The sequence below is a fragment of the Streptomyces sp. NPDC054765 genome, assembly GCF_053612065.1.
Window position 1 is genome coordinate 17,866 of sequence record NZ_JBSHBP010000079.1, and the last position, 15,723, is coordinate 33,588.

General features: G+C 71.8%; 14 protein-coding genes. 3 read left to right on the forward strand and 11 right to left on the reverse strand.

Features of this window, described 5'->3' with window-relative positions; genetic code table 11:
• Nucleotides 1-23: 23 nt before the first annotated feature.
• The 10 genes from ACWGJY_RS32895 to ACWGJY_RS32940 all read right to left on the reverse strand — a co-directional run bounded on the left by ACWGJY_RS32895 (nucleotide 24) and on the right by ACWGJY_RS32940 (nucleotide 10,356).
• Nucleotides 24-944, reverse strand: coding sequence for a branched-chain amino acid transaminase (locus ACWGJY_RS32895; RefSeq protein ID WP_453264532.1), 921 nt, complete (start codon nucleotides 942-944; stop codon nucleotides 24-26).
• Complete coding sequence (locus tag ACWGJY_RS32900; protein ID WP_453264533.1) at nucleotides 941-2,221, reverse strand: GNAT family N-acetyltransferase; 1,281 nt, start codon at nucleotides 2,219-2,221, stop codon at nucleotides 941-943. The genes ACWGJY_RS32895 and ACWGJY_RS32900 overlap by 4 nt, the downstream gene beginning before the upstream one ends.
• Nucleotides 2,218-3,480, reverse strand: coding sequence for an ATP-grasp domain-containing protein (locus ACWGJY_RS32905; RefSeq protein ID WP_453264534.1), 1,263 nt, complete (start codon nucleotides 3,478-3,480; stop codon nucleotides 2,218-2,220). Before ACWGJY_RS32905 ends, ACWGJY_RS32900 begins: the two co-directional genes overlap by 4 nt.
• Nucleotides 3,477-4,580 (reverse strand): Ldh family oxidoreductase, encoded by a 1,104-nt coding sequence (locus ACWGJY_RS32910; protein WP_453264535.1) that lies wholly within the window; start codon nucleotides 4,578-4,580, stop codon nucleotides 3,477-3,479. The genes ACWGJY_RS32905 and ACWGJY_RS32910 overlap by 4 nt, the downstream gene beginning before the upstream one ends.
• Nucleotides 4,577-6,085, reverse strand: coding sequence for a GNAT family N-acetyltransferase (locus ACWGJY_RS32915; protein ID WP_453264536.1), 1,509 nt, complete (start codon nucleotides 6,083-6,085; stop codon nucleotides 4,577-4,579). The genes ACWGJY_RS32910 and ACWGJY_RS32915 overlap by 4 nt, the downstream gene beginning before the upstream one ends.
• Entirely contained in the window at nucleotides 6,082-7,392 is a 1,311-nt protein-coding gene (locus ACWGJY_RS32920; protein ID WP_453264537.1) for a KamA family radical SAM protein, read from the reverse strand. The genes ACWGJY_RS32915 and ACWGJY_RS32920 overlap by 4 nt, the downstream gene beginning before the upstream one ends.
• A gap of 62 nt (nucleotides 7,393-7,454) precedes the next feature.
• Nucleotides 7,455-8,492 carry an AurF N-oxygenase family protein gene (locus ACWGJY_RS32925; protein WP_453264538.1) on the reverse strand — a complete coding sequence of 346 codons (1,038 nt, stop codon included), beginning with the start codon at nucleotides 8,490-8,492 and terminating at the stop codon, nucleotides 7,455-7,457.
• A gap of 85 nt (nucleotides 8,493-8,577) precedes the next feature.
• On the reverse strand, nucleotides 8,578-9,303 hold the full coding sequence (locus ACWGJY_RS32930) for a TauD/TfdA family dioxygenase (protein ID WP_453264539.1): 726 nt from the start codon (nucleotides 9,301-9,303) through the stop codon (nucleotides 8,578-8,580).
• Nucleotides 9,304-9,731: 428 nt separating this feature from the next.
• Nucleotides 9,732-9,941, reverse strand: coding sequence for a hypothetical protein (locus tag ACWGJY_RS32935; protein ID WP_453264540.1), 210 nt, complete (start codon nucleotides 9,939-9,941; stop codon nucleotides 9,732-9,734).
• Between the two features lie 97 nt (nucleotides 9,942-10,038).
• Complete coding sequence (locus ACWGJY_RS32940) at nucleotides 10,039-10,356, reverse strand: hypothetical protein (protein ID WP_453264541.1); 318 nt, start codon at nucleotides 10,354-10,356, stop codon at nucleotides 10,039-10,041.
• A gap of 826 nt (nucleotides 10,357-11,182) precedes the next feature.
• On the opposite strand from ACWGJY_RS32940, the gene ACWGJY_RS32945 reads away from it, so the two are divergent.
• The 3 genes from ACWGJY_RS32945 to ACWGJY_RS32955 all read left to right on the forward strand — a co-directional run bounded on the left by ACWGJY_RS32945 (nucleotide 11,183) and on the right by ACWGJY_RS32955 (nucleotide 14,262).
• Nucleotides 11,183-12,526 carry an MFS transporter gene (locus ACWGJY_RS32945; protein WP_453264542.1) on the forward strand — a complete coding sequence of 448 codons (1,344 nt, stop codon included), beginning with the start codon at nucleotides 11,183-11,185 and terminating at the stop codon, nucleotides 12,524-12,526.
• On the forward strand, nucleotides 12,523-12,672 hold the full coding sequence (locus ACWGJY_RS32950) for a hypothetical protein (RefSeq protein ID WP_453264543.1): 150 nt from the start codon (nucleotides 12,523-12,525) through the stop codon (nucleotides 12,670-12,672). Before ACWGJY_RS32945 ends, ACWGJY_RS32950 begins: the two co-directional genes overlap by 4 nt.
• A 558-nt stretch (nucleotides 12,673-13,230) precedes the next feature.
• Nucleotides 13,231-14,262, forward strand: a complete 1,032-nt coding sequence (locus tag ACWGJY_RS32955; RefSeq protein ID WP_453264544.1) for a LuxR C-terminal-related transcriptional regulator — start codon at nucleotides 13,231-13,233, stop codon at nucleotides 14,260-14,262.
• A gap of 126 nt (nucleotides 14,263-14,388) precedes the next feature.
• On the opposite strand, the gene ACWGJY_RS32960 is transcribed toward ACWGJY_RS32955, so the two are convergent.
• The gene (locus ACWGJY_RS32960) at nucleotides 14,389-15,498 is read right to left on the reverse strand and encodes an aminotransferase class V-fold PLP-dependent enzyme (protein WP_453264545.1); all 1,110 of its coding nucleotides are present in this window, start codon (nucleotides 15,496-15,498) and stop codon (nucleotides 14,389-14,391) included.
• Nucleotides 15,499-15,723: the final 225 nt, after the last annotated feature.

A 15,723-nucleotide genomic window follows, 5' to 3' on the forward strand; every position in this document is an offset into this window, starting at 1 on the left:
GGGGAGCGGGCGTACGGGGGGTCTCACAGGTGGGTGAGCCAGCCGTGGTGGTCGGCCGTCCGGCCGTGGACCACGTCCTGGAAGGCCTGGCGCAGTTGGAGGGTGACCGGTCCACAGCCCGCCTCGGCGACGGGGCGGTCGTCGACGGAGGCGATCGGGACGATCTCGGCGGCGGTGCCGGTGAGGAACGCCTCGTCGGCGACGTACAGCTCGCTGCGGGTCAGGCTCTGTTCCCTGACCTCGTGGCCGAGGTCGCGGGCGAGCGTGATGACGGTGTCCCGGGTGATGCCGGGCAGGATGTTGTCGCTGACCGGCGGGGTGACGATCACTCCGTCGCGTACGGCGAAGACGTTGGCGGCGGACGCCTCGGCCACGTGCCCGCCGGGGGTGAGCATCAGGGCGTCGTCGTAGCCGGCGCGGATCGCGGCGACCTTGGCCAGTGCGGAGTTGACGTACGCGCCGGTGGCCTTGGCCAGCGGCGGCACCGCGTGGACGCCGTTGCGCTGCCAGCTGCTGACCATCAGCCGGCAGCCCTGCTGCTCGGCCTTTTCGCCCAGGTACGAGCCCCAGGGCCAGGCGGCGATGGCGACCCTGGCGCTGTCCAACTGGGGGGCGACGCCCATGGTGCCGTATTCGAGGTAGACCAGGGGGCGCAGGTAGCCGCTCTCCAGGCCGGTTCGGCGCAGCAGTTCGAGGCTCGCCTCGGTGAGTTCGCCGACGCTGTGGCCCGGGTCCATGAGGTAGACACGGGCCGAGTCGTGCAGTCGCTGGAGGTGTTCACGCAGCCGGAAGACGGCGGGGCCCCGGGACGTCGGGTAGGCGCGGATGCCTTCGTAGACGCCCCATCCATAGTGCAGGCTGGGGGTGAGGACGTGTACCTGTGCCTGGTCCCAGGGGACGAACTTTCCGTCCATCCAGATGTCGCTGGTGGGGGTGAGCTTCATTGTGCGGCTCCGTAAACCGTGGGTGAGGGCGGGGAGAGGCGGGACGGGAGGGGGGTGGCCGGGCTGCCGACGCGCTCCAGTCGGCGTTCGACGCTGCGGGACTGGAGGTCCAGCACGGTGCGGTAGGTCCCGGCGTCCGGTCCGTGGAAAGCGAACCAGCCCCAGCGGGGGTGGAGTGCGCAGCCGCGCTGGAACTTGGCCTCGTAGGTGGCGAGCCCGTAGTGGATGCGACGGACGGCGTTCTCCACCGCCCAGCGGGTGGTCTCGTGGTAGGTGAGGCCGAGGTAGCAGCCCGCGGCCTCGGGGGCGAAGCCCACGGTGCGCAGGAAGAGCGAGTCGCCTGCCCTGAGGTACAGCGCGAAGCCGAGCATCCGGTCCTCGCGGACGGCGCCCAGCACCACGCACGACTCTCCGACCTCCTCCCGCAGGGCATCGAAGTCGCGGCGGACACGCTCGTGTCCGCCGGGCAGTCCGTACTTCGCCCGGTGTGCCACCTGGAGGGCGATCACCGTGTCGTCGAGGGCCGCGGGGCCGGTGGTGGCCACGGTGCGGAAGCCGCCCCGCTCGTACTCGGCGACCTCTTTGCGCAGTCCTCTGCGGCGGCGGCTGCTGAGCCCTGCCACGTACTGCTCCCAGCTGTCCGCGGCCAGCTGGTGCACGGCGTCGGCGCCGAGGAGCGTCGCGTGGTATCCGGCGCGGGTGGCGGCGGCGTCCACCGCCTCGGCCTCGGGCTCGCCCACGTACAACAGGGCGGTGCTGCGGCAGCCCAGTCGGGTCGCGACCTGCTGGAGGAGGGCGGGGAGCGCGGCCATGACCGCTCGGCGCTGCTGCGCACAGCGCCCGGGGGCGTGGACCACGCCGTGGTGGTTGCCGAAGGTGGCGAGGGCCAGCGAGGGGTAGTGGTCGGGGCGGTCCTCGGGCAGGGAAGCCGTCAGCCGGTCCCAGTCTTCGCGCTCGGCCGGGTCGAGGAGTTCGGGCTCGGCCATGGGTGAGGCCGTGCCGGCCAGCCGCGGGGCGTCGTAGAAGAGCAGCCCGCCGGCCCTGGGCGTGAGCAACAGCGTGGCCAGGGCCACCGGCCGGTCCGCTTCGAGCACTTCGAGGCAGTGGGTCTCGTGGAGGTCGGTGCGCGCGGTGAAGCGCAGCCATCGGGAGTCGTCCCAGATGAGGTCCGGGTCGTCGTCGCCGGTGATGTCGCGGTGTGCCGGGTGGTGGCCGGGCGGAAGCAGGCGGGCCGTGTACGCGCCGTCCTGCACCACGACGGTCGGGGTCGCGGTCATCGCGCTCCTCCTTCGGCCGGACCGGAGCCGGCCGCGACCGGCTCGGGCTCGTCGGTGTCTTCCCAGCCGAAGCCCGCGCCGACCAGCTGTGCGGTGGCGTCGAGCCTCCTGTCCAGGGCGGTGGGGTCCGGGTCGGTCACCACCCAGGTGGCGAGGAAGTCGCCGGACTTGCGCAAGTGGTAGCGCTCCCCGCTCCAGTCGTCGCCGATACGGGTGTGGAGGACGAAGTCCTGTGCGCCGGGGGGTGCTTCGGGCAGTCGCAGCACCCGGCCGTGCTTCGGCGGGATGCCGCAGAAGGCGGCGCGCGGTGCGGTGCGCGCATGGTGCCGTACGGTGTCGAGCGCGACGGGCAGTCCGCACTCCACGCGGGCCCACAGCTCCCGCGGGTCGGTGCCCAGGACGTGGCGGAGCATGGCGGGGATGGGGCCGCCGCCGATGCGGGCGGCCACCTCACACAGCACGATCCGGCCGCGGTCGGTGACGAAGAACTCGGCGTGCGCGCAGAGGGTGTCCGGCGAGGGCAGCGCGTCGATCAGGCGCCATGTCTCGGCGACCAGCCGCTCGTGGAGCGGATCGGCCGGGTCGAGGTTGCGGGAGCCGAGCGGGGCGTCGGCCCAGTGGGTCAGGCAACCGGCGCCGGTGTACCGGGAGGCGACGGCTGCGACGGGCTCGCCCTCGACCCGGAAGACGTCGACGTGGTGCAGGGCGCCCTCGATGAACTCTTCGACCTCGTAGGAGCCGCCCGCCACCTGACCGGCGAGAGCATCCGCCTGGTCGGGTGCGTCGAGCACGTGCACGCCGGTGGATCCGGAGCCGCTCCTCGGTTTGACGACGACCCGGCCGGGGTGGGCGGCCATGAAGTCCGTGATGTCGCGCACGGCGGCGACGGGTGCGTAGGCGGGCACGGGTATTCCCGCGGTGCGCGCGTACTGCTTCATCAGGACCTTGTCGCGGTACGCGGCGGCGGTGGTGGTGTCGAGGCCGGGCAGCGCCAGTTCGCGGCGCAGCAGGGCGGCGCGTTCGACGTCGGCCTCGGCGAGGGCCAGCACGGCGCGGGGGCGGTGCCTGCGGGCGGCTTCCCGGGCGGCGGCGAGCACGGCGTCGTCGCTCGTGTAGTCGGCGACGGTGACGACCTCCGCGAAGCCGGTGCCCACGGAGGCGCCTGCGGCGGTGACCGCGACGAGCCGGCCCGCTTCCTCCGGCAGCCACCGTGCGAACGGCAGCCCCGTCTGCCGCGGGCTGATCAGTACGAGGATCACGCGGGGACCTCCTCGGGCCCGGGGAGGCCGAGGCGGGCGGCCAGCTCGCCGAGAGCTGCCGCGGTGCCCGCGTCCAGGGGGATGCCGCGGGTTTCCCGGTGCTGCTCGTGGGCGCGTTGCGGGTCGCCGGGGGCCACCACGGGCCGGTCCGTGGCGGCGGTCGCGGTACGCACCGTGGTCAGCAGGTCCGTCAGCCCGGCGGCGAAGCTGTCCGCGCCGGTGAACGCGGCCGGGTCCAGCGCGAGCACCAGATGCCCGATGCCGCGGCTCTCTCCTGCGCTGCCCTCGCCGACCTGGGAGAGCCGCCAGTCGGGGGCGGTGCCGGTGAGGACCGCCCCGAGCAGGGTGACGGCCATCGCCAGGCCCTGTCCTTTGTAGCCGCCCAGCGGCGAGAGCGCGTACGCCTCGTCAGGGTGCGCGGTGGGCCCTCCCCGGCGGTCGGTCGCCCAGCCGCCGTCCAGGCCGCGGCCCTCGGCCCGGCGCTGCTTCACCTCGCCGAAGCAGACCTGGCTGGTGGCCATGTCCAGGGCGAACTCCTCGTCGCCGCTGCCCGCAGCCACGCTGATGGGGTTGGTGCCGAACAGCGGCTCGACGCCTCCGTACGGCGCCACCCTGGAGGCGGCCGAGGTGACGGCGATGCCCACCAGGCCCGTGCGGGCCAGCGTGCGCGTGTAGACGGACGCGGCGCCGAAGTGGTTGGAGTTGCGGACGCCTACGGCGGCGACCCCGAACCGCGCGGCCCGCTCGGCGGCGAGCCGTGCGGCCGACAGCCCGGCCAGCACGCCCAGGGAGCCGTCGGCGTCCAGGAGCAGTCCGGCGCCCCTGTCCTGCACGACGACGGGGCTTGCCGCCGCCTTGGCCACCCCGGTGGACAGCTCCGCGAGGTACTGCGGGAGCAGGCGCAGGCCATGCGTGTCGATGCCGCGCAGCGAGGTGGTCACCAGTGCGTCGGCCACCTGCTCCGCCTGCGCCGCGGGCAGGCCCGCCGCGGTGAGTGCCTCCCGGGCGAGGGTGCGTGCCTGTGGCGCGTGGATCGTCCGGCCCGTGGCGGGAGGGGCGGTCTCGGCGTGGGGTGTCCCGGTCGGGTCTTCGGTGATCAACGAGGGCTCCTGTGCACGAAGTGGTGGAGGCCGGTTTCCGGCAGGTCAAGGGGCCGGCCGAGGACGTCGAAACCGTGCTTGCGGTAGAAGCCCAGGGCCGTGTCGGGGATGTGGCCCCAGACGGTGTCGGCGCCGTCCAGGGCGGCGAGGGTGAGGGCGGTGCGCAGGAGCGCGGTGCCCGCGCCGGTGCCGCGGACCTCGTCGAGCGTGGCCATGCCGTGCAGGCGCCGTCCGCGGCCGGGGTGCGCCTTTGGCACGGTGTACCCGGCCGGTGGGTCCTCGGCGTACAGGGAGGCGGCGCCCACCGCGCGGCCCCGCAGCAGAACGGCGAGGTGCCGGGTGTCGGGGTGTTCGTCCTGCGGGTGGGCGGGACTCGGCGTGGGCTGTGCGGGGTCCGGCACCTGCCGGCGGACGGGGTGCACACGGGCGGCCGGGACCCGGTGGACGTACCAGCCGTGGGCCACGGGGTCCGGGAGGTACCCGGAGCCGGGGCGGTCGGGCAGGTCGACGTGGCCGGTGGCGTCGAGGGTAAGGCCCTGTCCGGTGTCCACCGCGAGCAGGTCGACCACGTCGACGTCGAGGTGGTCGACCAGACCGCCGAGGTGGGCGGTGGCGGAGACACCGGCGGCGGACTCGGGCATGCAGCCGAGCATGGTGATCAGGCCGCGTTCCCGGGCGGCCCGCAGCAGGGCGAGGGCCGGGGTGATGCCGCCGGCCTTCATGGGCTTGACGTTGATGCCGTGGAAGGCTTCGGCGCAGGCGTCCAGGTCGGCCGGGGAGGTGATGCTCTCGTCGGCGATGACGGGGATCGGACTGAGTTCCTTGAGGGTGCGGGCGTCGTCCCAGGCGGCCCGGGGGAAGGGCTGTTCGATCAGTTGGACCCCGAGGCTGCGCAAGTGGGGCAGGGCGGGGACGAGCCGGGCGGGTTCCCAGCCGCAGTTGCCGTCGATGAGGAAGGGCGCGTCGGTCTCGCGGCGCAGTTCCCGCAGGATGCCCAGGTCGCCGGGGTCAGCGAGCTTGACCTTGTACGCACGCCAGCCCGGCCGCTCGCGCAGTTTGCGGACCATCGTCGTGGGGGTGTCCAGTCCGATGCTGTAGCTGGAGCGCAGGCCCTGCGGCCGGTCCAGGCCGAGGGACTTCCACAGCGGGACCCCGAGCAGGCGGGCCCGCAGGTCGTGGATCGCGGTGTCGAGGGCTGCGAGCACGAAGGGCGACGTGGGCAGCGCGGCGGCCAGGCGGCGCCAGACGGCGTCGGCGCCACCGGGGCCACCGGCGCCGTCGAGGTCCAACGTGGCCAGCAGGGGCGCTGTCCGCCGCAGATCGGCGTGCATCCGGTCGAGGCCGGAGTTGTAGTGGTCCGTCATGAAGCAGGACGCCTCGCCGTAGCCGGACACGCCGTCCTGTTCGACCTCGACGATCACGGTTCGCGTCATCGGGAGGGCCTCCCGCGCGGAGCGCCACAGATGACGCTGCGTCAGGGCGGTCTCGTGTGCGGTGATCCTCACTGGCCGCACGCTCGCGACGGTTGAGGCGCTTCGGTGTCCGGCAGCCGGGGGAACCACGAGTCCAGCGCGGGACGGAGGTCGTCGAACCACTCCGCCGTCGGGTCGTACCGGGCGAAGAACTGCCGTCCCACGAGCCGGGGGTCGCGGGCCTGGAGCAGCCGCAGTGAGAAGACCCGCTCCCCCGCGACGGTGTTGACGGAGTCCAGCAGCACCTTCCCGGGGGAGGCCGACATCACCGGGCCCCGGGCGGAGCGGGCCAGTCCGGAGACTCCGCGGATGGCGTCGTTGTAGAGGTCCAGGGCCTTGGCGAGCGGGACACCGAAGTAGCTGCGGGCGCCGGTGTCCCGCTCGACGAACATGTAGTACGGCACGACGCCCAGCTCCACGAGCTGCTGCCACATCCGGGACCAGGCGTCCGCGCGGTCGTTGACATGGGCGATCAGCGGCGCCTGGGCGCGGATCACCGCACCGGTCGATCGCAGGCGGGCGATGGCCTCCCGTACGACCGGGGTCTCCAGCTCCCTCGGGTGGGAGAAGTGCGCCATCACCGCGACATGGCGGCCGGCCGCGACAGCGCGTTCGAGCAGACGCAGCAGATCGTCGGCGTCGGCGTCGGTGGTGAACCGGGCCGGCCAGTAGGAGAGCGACTTGGTTCCGAAGCGCAGGGTGCGCACGCTCTCCATGGCCGGGTCGAGCAGCGGCTCGATCCAGCGCTTCAGCACCGCGGTCTTCATGATCATCGGGTCGCCGCCGGTGAACAGGACGTCGGTCACCTCGGGGTGGGCCGTCAGATAGCCGGTGAGGTCGGCGGGCGTACGCAGGGCCTGCCGGAGTTCGGCCACGCCGACGAACTGGGCCCAGCGGAAGCAGTATCCGCAGTACGCGTGGCAGGTCTGGCCCTGTGAGGGGAAGACCAGCAGGGTCTCGGCGTACTTGTGCTGGAGTCCGTCGAGCCTGCGTCCGTCCAGTGTCGGCACATTGGCCTCGAGCTGGTCGCCGGGGTGCGGGTTGAGAAGTTCCTGGGCGTCGGCGGCGGCCTTGCGCAGGACATCGCGCGGCGCGTCGCTGTCGTGGAGCGCCCCGATGCTGTCGAAGATCTCCGGCGGGAGCATGTCGCGGTGCGGGAAGGTGAGCCGGAAGATCGGGTCGTCAGGCGCCGCCGACCAGTCGATGAGCTGGTCGGCGACGTACTCGTTCACCTTGAAGGGCAGGACGGAGGAGACGACCCGCAGGTCGCGCAGGTACTCGTCGGACATCCCGCGGTCGCGAGCGAGCGCCGCCAGGCGTTCGTGGGAGTAGGTCTTCACGCGGAATCCTCATGGGTCCTCGGTGGCAGGGGATCCGCCACCTGTCGTGTGCGAGGGCAGCATCAGAGGGCGATGTGGGAGCGGGACCAGTCGAAGTCCACCTGGTCGGCCACGCCCATCTGCTCGACCAGCTTGTGCAGTCCGGTGTAGTCACGGACCAGCCGTCCGCGGCCCGCCTCCGCCTGGCAGTCCGCGAGCATCTCGTGCCCGCCGGCGATGCCCGCGCGGTCGACGATCCGGTGCCAGGTCGAGTAGTCGTTGGCCACGAAGGCGTCCAGCCCCTGCATCAGCATGTCCAGGAAGTACCGGCGCTGGGGGGCGTCGAGGTGGTGGTAGACCATCTCCGCGAGCACGTGCGAGATGGACGCGTGACAGTACTCGTCGCGGTTGTGCAGCTTCGCGGTCGTGCTGTTGATCGGCTGGATCGCGGTGTCCTCGGCGAGCAGGTCGAGGTAGGCATTGATGGAGATCTCCGAGACCGTGGCGAAGGCCAGCGTCGTCAGGGACTTCTCCCAGCGCTCCCCGGCCCGGTCCCGCAGTTCCTGGTGGACGCGGGCGGTGTGGGAGAGCGGCAGCGCATCGTCCGGCATGGCGCGGCCCCGGCGGCGGCGGGTCACCGCGCTCGCGTTGAGGTGCATGAGCGTGTGGTACTGCTCGTCGACCATCGCCTGGGCCAGCGACAGGTGGAGCGCCTCCCCGCCGAGGCCCGGGTACTCACCCTCCATGACCAGGGCGAAGGCAGGGTTGGCCACCTTCTGCTCGGCCATGACGGTGTGTCGGTTGTACGCGATCCACGCCCAGCTCAGCAGTTCGGACCGCTTCTCCGGGGCCAGGGCCAGGTAGGTCGGGTGGTCGTGGAAGGGCAGGATCCGCTCGGGGTAGTCCGCGCGCGACGGATCGAAGAGTTCGTCGAGGTCGGGTTCGTCCCGCTTGACGGTGGCCCGGCGGTGCCAGTTGCCGACGAGTCGGCGGATCACGGCGTTCTCCACCGGGTCGTTCGGGTCGAAGGAGGGAACGCCCTCGGGGAGCGGGGGGCCCGGGACCTCCTGCGCGACCGCCTCATCGGGGCGGCCTTCGAGGGTCGGGGAATCGCCGTTCATCACATTCCTCACAGGGGAGCGGTGCCGGCCGGCACCGCTGGTGGTCGGGGCGCCACCTGCCGGTGGCGGTGGGGTGCGGCCGGACTCAGGACTCCTGGAGCCAGTAACGCGTCAGGTGGCGCCGCGCGTCGCTGTAGGAGGAGCGGGCGTGCAGCATCCGGTGGTTGTCCCAGACGAGAATCGAGTTCTCCGGGATGAGGACGGACACCTTGTGCGCGCGGAAGAACGTCTCGGCCCGCACGGCCAGTTCGGCGCCCAGGGCGCCCAACGGCAGGTCGTCGGCGGGTACGTCGGCGTCGACCGGGGGGTCGTAGTGGCCGGCCGTCAGCAGGTTGTAGCTGAACCGGACGATGTCGCGGCCCTCGGGCGTGCGCTCCACCACGGGGCGGCGGACTCCGGCGGTGCCGGTGCCTGCGGTGTTGTGGCCCACCCAGTCGATGCCCTCGCCGTGCACCACCCGGCGCTCCGCCTGGCTGAGGGAGGCAGTGAAGGCGTACGCGTCGGCGAGCTCGGTATGTCCGCTGCCGCACCGGGCCTGGACCCGACAGTGCAGGGCGAGGTACCGGGGCGGCGGGTTCCAGCCGGGTGCCTCGGTGTGCACGAGGATGGTGTTGGTGCTCTTGGAGTAACGCCGGTCCTCGAAGCCGGGGGCGGCCTTCACCTGGTAGCGCAGCTGCCCGTCGTACTGCGGTATCAGTGTGCCGAGGTCGCGCAGGGCCTCGGCAGCCTCTTCGTCGGTGGTGACGCCCTCGAGCAGGGTGTGGCCCTGGTCGAGGAGTTCCTGGGTGCGTGGGGTGATGGCAGTGGTCATGGTCTGTGCTGCTCCATGTCTGTTCCTGGGGTGGGGACACATGGGACGGGTGCGGCGGGTGGCGCCGCCGCCCCGGTGGGGGAGGCAGGCACCGTCGGGAGCATCGGGGTGCGGCGCACGACTGAGGAGGCATCCCTCGGGGACGCGGCCCCGGGGCGGGCGTCCGGGGTGATCGGGGTTCCCGAAGTGCTCAGCGCCGACGGCCGAATCGGGGCCGCCGTCGGGGAGAAGGGTCCGGCGGCCGGGCGCGCTGCGGCGGACCGGGATGACCGGCGCGGGTCGGCGCATGCTCGTTCATGGACGCTGTGGCGTTACCGGGCCGGGTCGTTGCGTACTCGACCGGCCCTGCCCGGTCCTGGGGGCCCGGCGGGGCGCGCGTCCTGAGGCGTCGCGCGCACTCCCCGTTGTGGCGGATGGGGCGCCGGGGCTCAGCTGCCCCAGGTTACGTCGCCCTGGACGATCCGATCGGGGTTGAGGTGGGTCGGGTTGCCGTCCGGCACGGTCACGGTCGGCGGACCGTCGGCACGGACCTGAGCGAGGGACGGGGTACCACCCGGGAAGGCCGCCTGGGTCAAGAAGAGGGCGCCGAGCGGGATGCAGCCGGCAGCGACGGTCCTGAAAGTCGGGGTGAATCTCACTGACGGACCCTTCGGTGAATTGCTTTCTGTTCTTTCGGCAGACTGCCGGCGTCCGCCAGGAAGCGCCTTTTGGGCTCTTCCCGCTTCGCCGGTGCAACTACTCTGACAACTCGCCGGTTCTGCCGGAAGGGGGGCCCGGTGGACGGAACATGTTGTGTCCTATCCCGTCCAATGGTGACGGGGAGGCCAGGAGGTCCCAGTACTCCGGAATCAGCACCATGCCGCAGGAGGCCATCCGGAAGGGCGCCAGTTGGGAATGCGTGGCGAGTGCGCGCGTGCAGACGGCTGCGGCCCGGAGTTCCGCGACGGCCAGGCTTGGCGCGGTCAGAAAGAGGCCGACGACCTGCCCACGGGGGCCGCCCGGGTGCACGCTGACGTGCTCCAGGCCGTCGTCGGGGCCGGCGCAACACGTCATGAGAGTCCCCGTCCCACCGGGCAGCGCCTCATCCACAGGCCCGTCCAGACGGACATGTACGAGGTACATGGTTCTCCCTTCCCGATCGCGCGTGTGCGCGTGCCGTGCCGCGACGTTCCCGGCCGGGACCGGCAACGCGCACATGCCTGTCAGCCCGCCGGCACTCGCAAGATCCCTCACGCTCGCCCCGCGTCCGTCGGACGGATCCGTGTCAGGCCGTCCACGAGGTACGGGCAGGTGGGCGCAAGTGCCGCACGGTCCGGGCCGGTTCATTCGTGAGGAGACCCAAGGCCGCACCCCGGGAGAAGTCGTCCCCGGCACGCGCGGTTCCGACGCTCGTTGCCCGTCAAGGTAATGGAAACTTTTCCGCGGCACCGAGCGACCCTATGGCGCCGGTTGCGGCCCGGCGACCGTGGGGGGAGAGTCCTGCTCCGGGTGCCGGATGCCGTATGCCGGGGACCGAGCCGGCCGCGACCGCGGTGGCCGCCGGGCCGGTCGTCCGTCCGGCATTCGACTGACCATTGATACACCACCAGCGAAGCCGTGGGGGCCCTTTTCCGACGCCCGCCGCCGGAGTGGCCCCGGGCCGGTCTGCCCCGCTCCACGGCTGGCCGATGAATGCAGTGGCCGATACCGTCCAGATCGGAAGTGTTGATTCCGGCCCCTCACCGATCGCATCGTGTTCTGCGTATGCGACGCCGCGAATTCTGCGGGGGCGGGGCATCCGGGGCGGATCGATGCCGTCACCCCGCGTCGATTCCCTTTATGCGACTCGTGACTTCGGAGTCCGAAGCATCCAGAACGATCGGCTGAGGCGGTAGCCCCCATGACGAATGCCATGACCCCAGCGGCACCCGTCCGCCCCTCGCCCCTGGCGTTCCGCATATTCCTCGGCGGGCAGAGTGTGTCGCTGGTCGGCGACGGCCTCGCGATTCTCGCGATTCCGCTGCTCGTCCTCGAGGTCAGCGGATCCCCGTACGCCGCGGTGCTGGCCGCCATCCCCCGTACCGTCGGCTATCTGCTGGTCGGCCTGCCCGCCGGTGCGCTGGTGGACCGGTTGAACCCCCGCAACGTCATGCTGGCCATGGACGTCATACGGTTCGGGGTCTTCCTCGCCCTCGCCGTGCTTTCGGCCACCTCGCGCCTGTCCGTCCCGGTGATCCTCGCCCTGGCCTTCGTGGCGGCGGGGGCCGGCGTGTTCTTCGAGACCGCGCTGACGGTGGCGGTGCGGGACCTGGTCGAGGAGGAACGGCTCGTACGGACGAACTCGCTCCTGGAAGCGGCGAATCAGGGCGCGCAGATCGTGGGCCCGGGTCTGGTCGGTGTGCTGTCGGCGCTGTGGGGCCTGCAAGTGGCCCTCCTGGTCAACGCCTGTACGTTCGTCGTGTCCTTCGCCACCGTCCTGCACGTACTGCACGGCAAGGGCCGCACGAGCCCGGCGCCCTCCCCACCGTTGCGGGCGGCACTGCGTGGGGTGAGGGGGGACCTGGCACAGGGGTTCCGCTGCCTGCGGTCCCTGCGTGTCGTACTCGTGGTGACCTGCCTCCAGGCGAGCGCCAATCTGTTCCTCGCCGTCGGCTACCTCCTGGTCTTCTATCTGCGCGACACCCTCCACGTCGGCGCCTCCGCGGCGAGCGCCGTCGTCGCGGCGGGCGGCGTGGGCGGGATGCTCGGGACGGCGGTGGCACTCCGGCTCGGCGGCAGGATGCGGCACGAAACGCTCATCGCGCTCAGCGCGGCCTGTCTGGGCACCACACTGGCGTTCCTCGGGGTGGCGACGTCCCTGGTCCCGCTGTTGTTGCTGAACCTGCTGCTGGGCGGTTCCACGGTGACGGCGGTGGTGCTCATCCGCACTCTGCGCCAACGCCTGGTCCCCCGCGCGCTGTTGGGACGGGTCACCGCCACGGCCAGGGTGGCCGCGCTGGCGGCAAGCCCGGTCGGTGCGCTCGCCGGTGGTGCGCTCACCACGCTCAACCACGGTGACCCGCGGCCGGTGTTCATGACAGCCGGTGTACTCAGTGTCCTGACGACCGCTGCCGCCTGGGCATTCGGCCTGCGTGCCGGGTCGCGCCATTCGCTCGGCACGGAGCAGGGGGCCACCGCCCCCGGCGCATCCGGCACACCCGTGACAGAGCGCAGCGAGGCCGGGGAGGCCGGGAAGGCACCGTGACCGACGGCGTCACACCGCACTCCCTCGCGGCCGTCGACCACCGCGCCACCAACGAGGCGATCCACCAGGCCGTCGACTCGGAACTCCGCACCACGGCCTACGGCGGCGCGTTCCTCAACCGCCCCGTCTTCCTCGAAGACGCGTAGCCGACGGCCTGGGCCGCGATCTGCCGGCGCTGTTCCACCTGCTCATCTCCCCGCCCGGCCGGGAGCCGGCCGATGAGCGCGGCGCAATGGCGCGGCGCGCGACGACGCCTTCGCGAGGACCTGCCGTCATCAGGACGCGCCTTGCTCTCCCGGCGGGTGGGCGGTGCCCCCCGCCCTGCCCTGCGTGGGGAGTCGACCGACCGATGCCGACGAGATGCGGTGATCGCCGGGGGGATGCGGAGTGACAACAGGGGAAACACCCGGCAGCGGAGCATCAATTCCGGCGAGCCGACCGGCCATTCGCAAGCCGGCGGACCGGTTCCGGCGCACTGGCCTCCACCAGGCACGACAGAGCGAGCGGGCCACACACCGAAGCGCTCTCAGGCCGAAAGGCGACCTTGACAAGATCACCCACCCAACGGAAGTTCATTCCATGCACCATGCACCACGCACCCACCGGAAAATGTCGCAGCGTGTCCGCAGGACCGCCCAGAGGCTGATCGCCCGGGTGGACATGCCCGTCGCGGAGACCACCGCGCCGCCCCTCCACCGCCTTTCATGGACACGACCACCGATCGGGGGATACATCTCATGCTGGCCGTGCTGGGACTCGACACGGATACCGAACGCGTCTACCGCGCCATGCTGGCCCAACCCGACGAGGGGATATCCGCACTGTCCCAGCAGCTCGCGCTGCCCGAGGACAAGTTGCGCGACTGCCTCGACCGACTCAGCTCCCTCGCACTCGTCCGTCCGTCCGGGCAGGCGGAGACCGCTTTCCGTGTACTGGGACCGGAGCGGGCCATGAGCCTGTTGCTCGCCCGCCAGCAGGCCGAACTCGCCGCCCACCAGGAACGCGTCGAAACCGCTCGGGCCGCCGCCGCGCAACTCGTCGCCGAATGCTCCTCCCTCCACAGACCCTCCGCCGGCTTCCATACCGAGGAGCTGACCGGTGCGGAGGAGATACGCGACCGGCTCGCCCGGCTCGCCGTCGACGTCCGGCACGAGATCATGACCCTGGCCCCGGGCGGGGCCCACACGGAGAGCGACCTCGAAGCCAGCCGAGGGCCGAACGCGACCCTGTTGGAACGCGGTGTCACCATGCGCACCGTCTACCTCGACAGCGTCCGCAACCACCAGCCCACGCTCCATCATGTCCAGTGGCTCCGCCGGCGCGGCGGGCGCGTCCGCACCGCTCCCAGCCTGCCCATCAGGATGATCATCGCGGACCGGAACGAGGCCGTGCTCCCCCTGGACACCACGGACGCAAGGACCGGCGCCGTGGTCCTCACGGGCCGGGGCATCATCACGGCCCTGTGCGAGCTGTTCGAGAAAACCTGGCAGGCCGCCAGGCCCCTGGGACCCACCGTGGAACGCGACACCGACGGTCTTACCCCCCAGCACCGCGAGGCCCTCCGGCTGCTCGCCCAGGGACTCACCGACGAAGCCATCGCCAAACGCCTCGGCGTCTCCACCCGCACCGCCCGCCGATTCGCGGCCGAACTCATGGACACCCTGGAGGCACGCAGCCGCTTCGAGGCGGGCGTCCACGCGGTCCAGGACGGCTGGCTCCCCTCGCACCGCACCTGATGGCTCGACGGCGGGCGAGGGCGTGCCACGAGACGCTTCGGAGTCCGGTCGTCACTCGGGGGCGGCCGTCGACGTGGTGTCACGGCTCCTCCGCCTGCTCGCGCATCCACCCACCGGCCATGGCTGTCAGGCCGGAAGCAGCTCGGCCAGCCTGACGAGGACGGAGTCGATTTCGGCCGGTGTCAGAGCCACGAGTTCGAGCAGCAGCTCTTCCGCGTCCGGCCGGCCGGACATGACCCAGATCGACGGTGAGCCCGCTCGCAGCGCGGTGCCCAGAGCGGCGGCATCCCTTCCCGATACGGCGGGGTCCACCTCGAGCCGGGCGCGCTCAAAGGGCAGCCCGGTGGGGTCGGGGACGGACGCGGCGGTGATTCCCCGAAGGGCACCGGCCCGCTCGACGAAGTCCGCCACCTTGTCCGCCTGCTGCTGCCTCCACGCCGCCATGTCCAGTTCCTGTCGCGCCTCCAGCGCGGCGAGGACACCGATGACGGCTTCCTTGCTCGCCTTCATCGCACGGCCGATGCCCCGCTCCTGTGCCCGGACCGCCGCCACCAGACCGGCTCGGCCCACCACCAGTCCCGCAGTCGGGGACCCCAGGTACTTCTGCCCGCTGAAGGTCACCAGGTCCGCCCCCGTGCCCAGCAGTTCCTCGATCCGGAAGTCCTGGGCGGCACCGTCGATGACGACGGGGACCCCGCGACGATGCGCGACCGCCACTGCTTCGGAAAGCTCGACACCGGCCCCGCGCACGAGGCGGGACGACACCAGCAGCAGGCACGCAACGTCGGGCCGCGAGAGGCCCTTCTCCAGATCCTCCCGCGTGTACGCCGCATCAGTTCCCACGGGAACGGGCACCGCACCCGCCAGCCGGACGGCTTGTACGAGGGGGTGTCCGTAATTGACGGCGTGTCCTGCCGGGAGAACGACAGCCCCGGGCATACCGGTCGTGTCCGGCAACGCCGCGATGCGCTCCGGGGACTCTCCCGTCATCGCGGCTGCGACCGTGAGGGTGATCGCCGATGCCGTGCAGTGGACCGCGGTCCCCGCTTCCGCCCCGGTGAATCGAGCGAGGGCCTGATCGGCCGCCTCCTGCAGTTCCTCCATCACGAAGAACTCCGACAGCGCCGCGGCGACCGCGGTGGCAACTCCCTCCCCACTGCGCGAGACACCCAAGGGGGTGTACGGCCCCCGCGCATTGATGATTCGAGTGAGTCCGTATGCGGCGTGCAGTCCCATGGACAACATCCTGCCCTCCGGCTGCGGTCATGTCCGCTGTGTTGGTGGAGCGGTGCCGAGTTGATCCGACCACTGGGCGGGGATCTCGGCGTGGGCCGGCTTCTCGTCGTGGCAGCTGTCAGTACACCTCCATCAAGCTCACCACACGCCTGATGCGGGCAGAAATTGCAGCGTCCATGGGGTCGGTGGGCGATTCGTACGACAACGCGCTGGCTGAGAACCTGT

Bases quoted from the DNA above. Each gene is read 5' to 3' on its own strand.
- ACWGJY_RS32895 (WP_453264532.1), bottom strand. From the start codon at position 944: ATGAAGCTCACCCCCACCAGCGACATCTGGATGGACGGAAAGTTCGTC.
- ACWGJY_RS32900 (WP_453264533.1), bottom strand. From the start codon at position 2,221: ATGACCGCGACCCCGACCGTCGTGGTGCAGGACGGCGCGTACACGGCC.
- ACWGJY_RS32925 (WP_453264538.1), bottom strand. From the start codon at position 8,492: ATGAACGGCGATTCCCCGACCCTCGAAGGCCGCCCCGATGAGGCGGTC.
- ACWGJY_RS32930 (WP_453264539.1), bottom strand. From the start codon at position 9,303: ATGACCACTGCCATCACCCCACGCACCCAGGAACTCCTCGACCAGGGC.
- ACWGJY_RS32940 (WP_453264541.1), bottom strand. From the start codon at position 10,356: ATGACGTGTTGCGCCGGCCCCGACGACGGCCTGGAGCACGTCAGCGTG.
- ACWGJY_RS32945 (WP_453264542.1), top strand. From the start codon at position 11,183: ATGACGAATGCCATGACCCCAGCGGCACCCGTCCGCCCCTCGCCCCTG.
- ACWGJY_RS32955 (WP_453264544.1), top strand. From the start codon at position 13,231: ATGGACACGACCACCGATCGGGGGATACATCTCATGCTGGCCGTGCTG.
- ACWGJY_RS32960 (WP_453264545.1), bottom strand. From the start codon at position 15,498: ATGGGACTGCACGCCGCATACGGACTCACTCGAATCATCAATGCGCGG.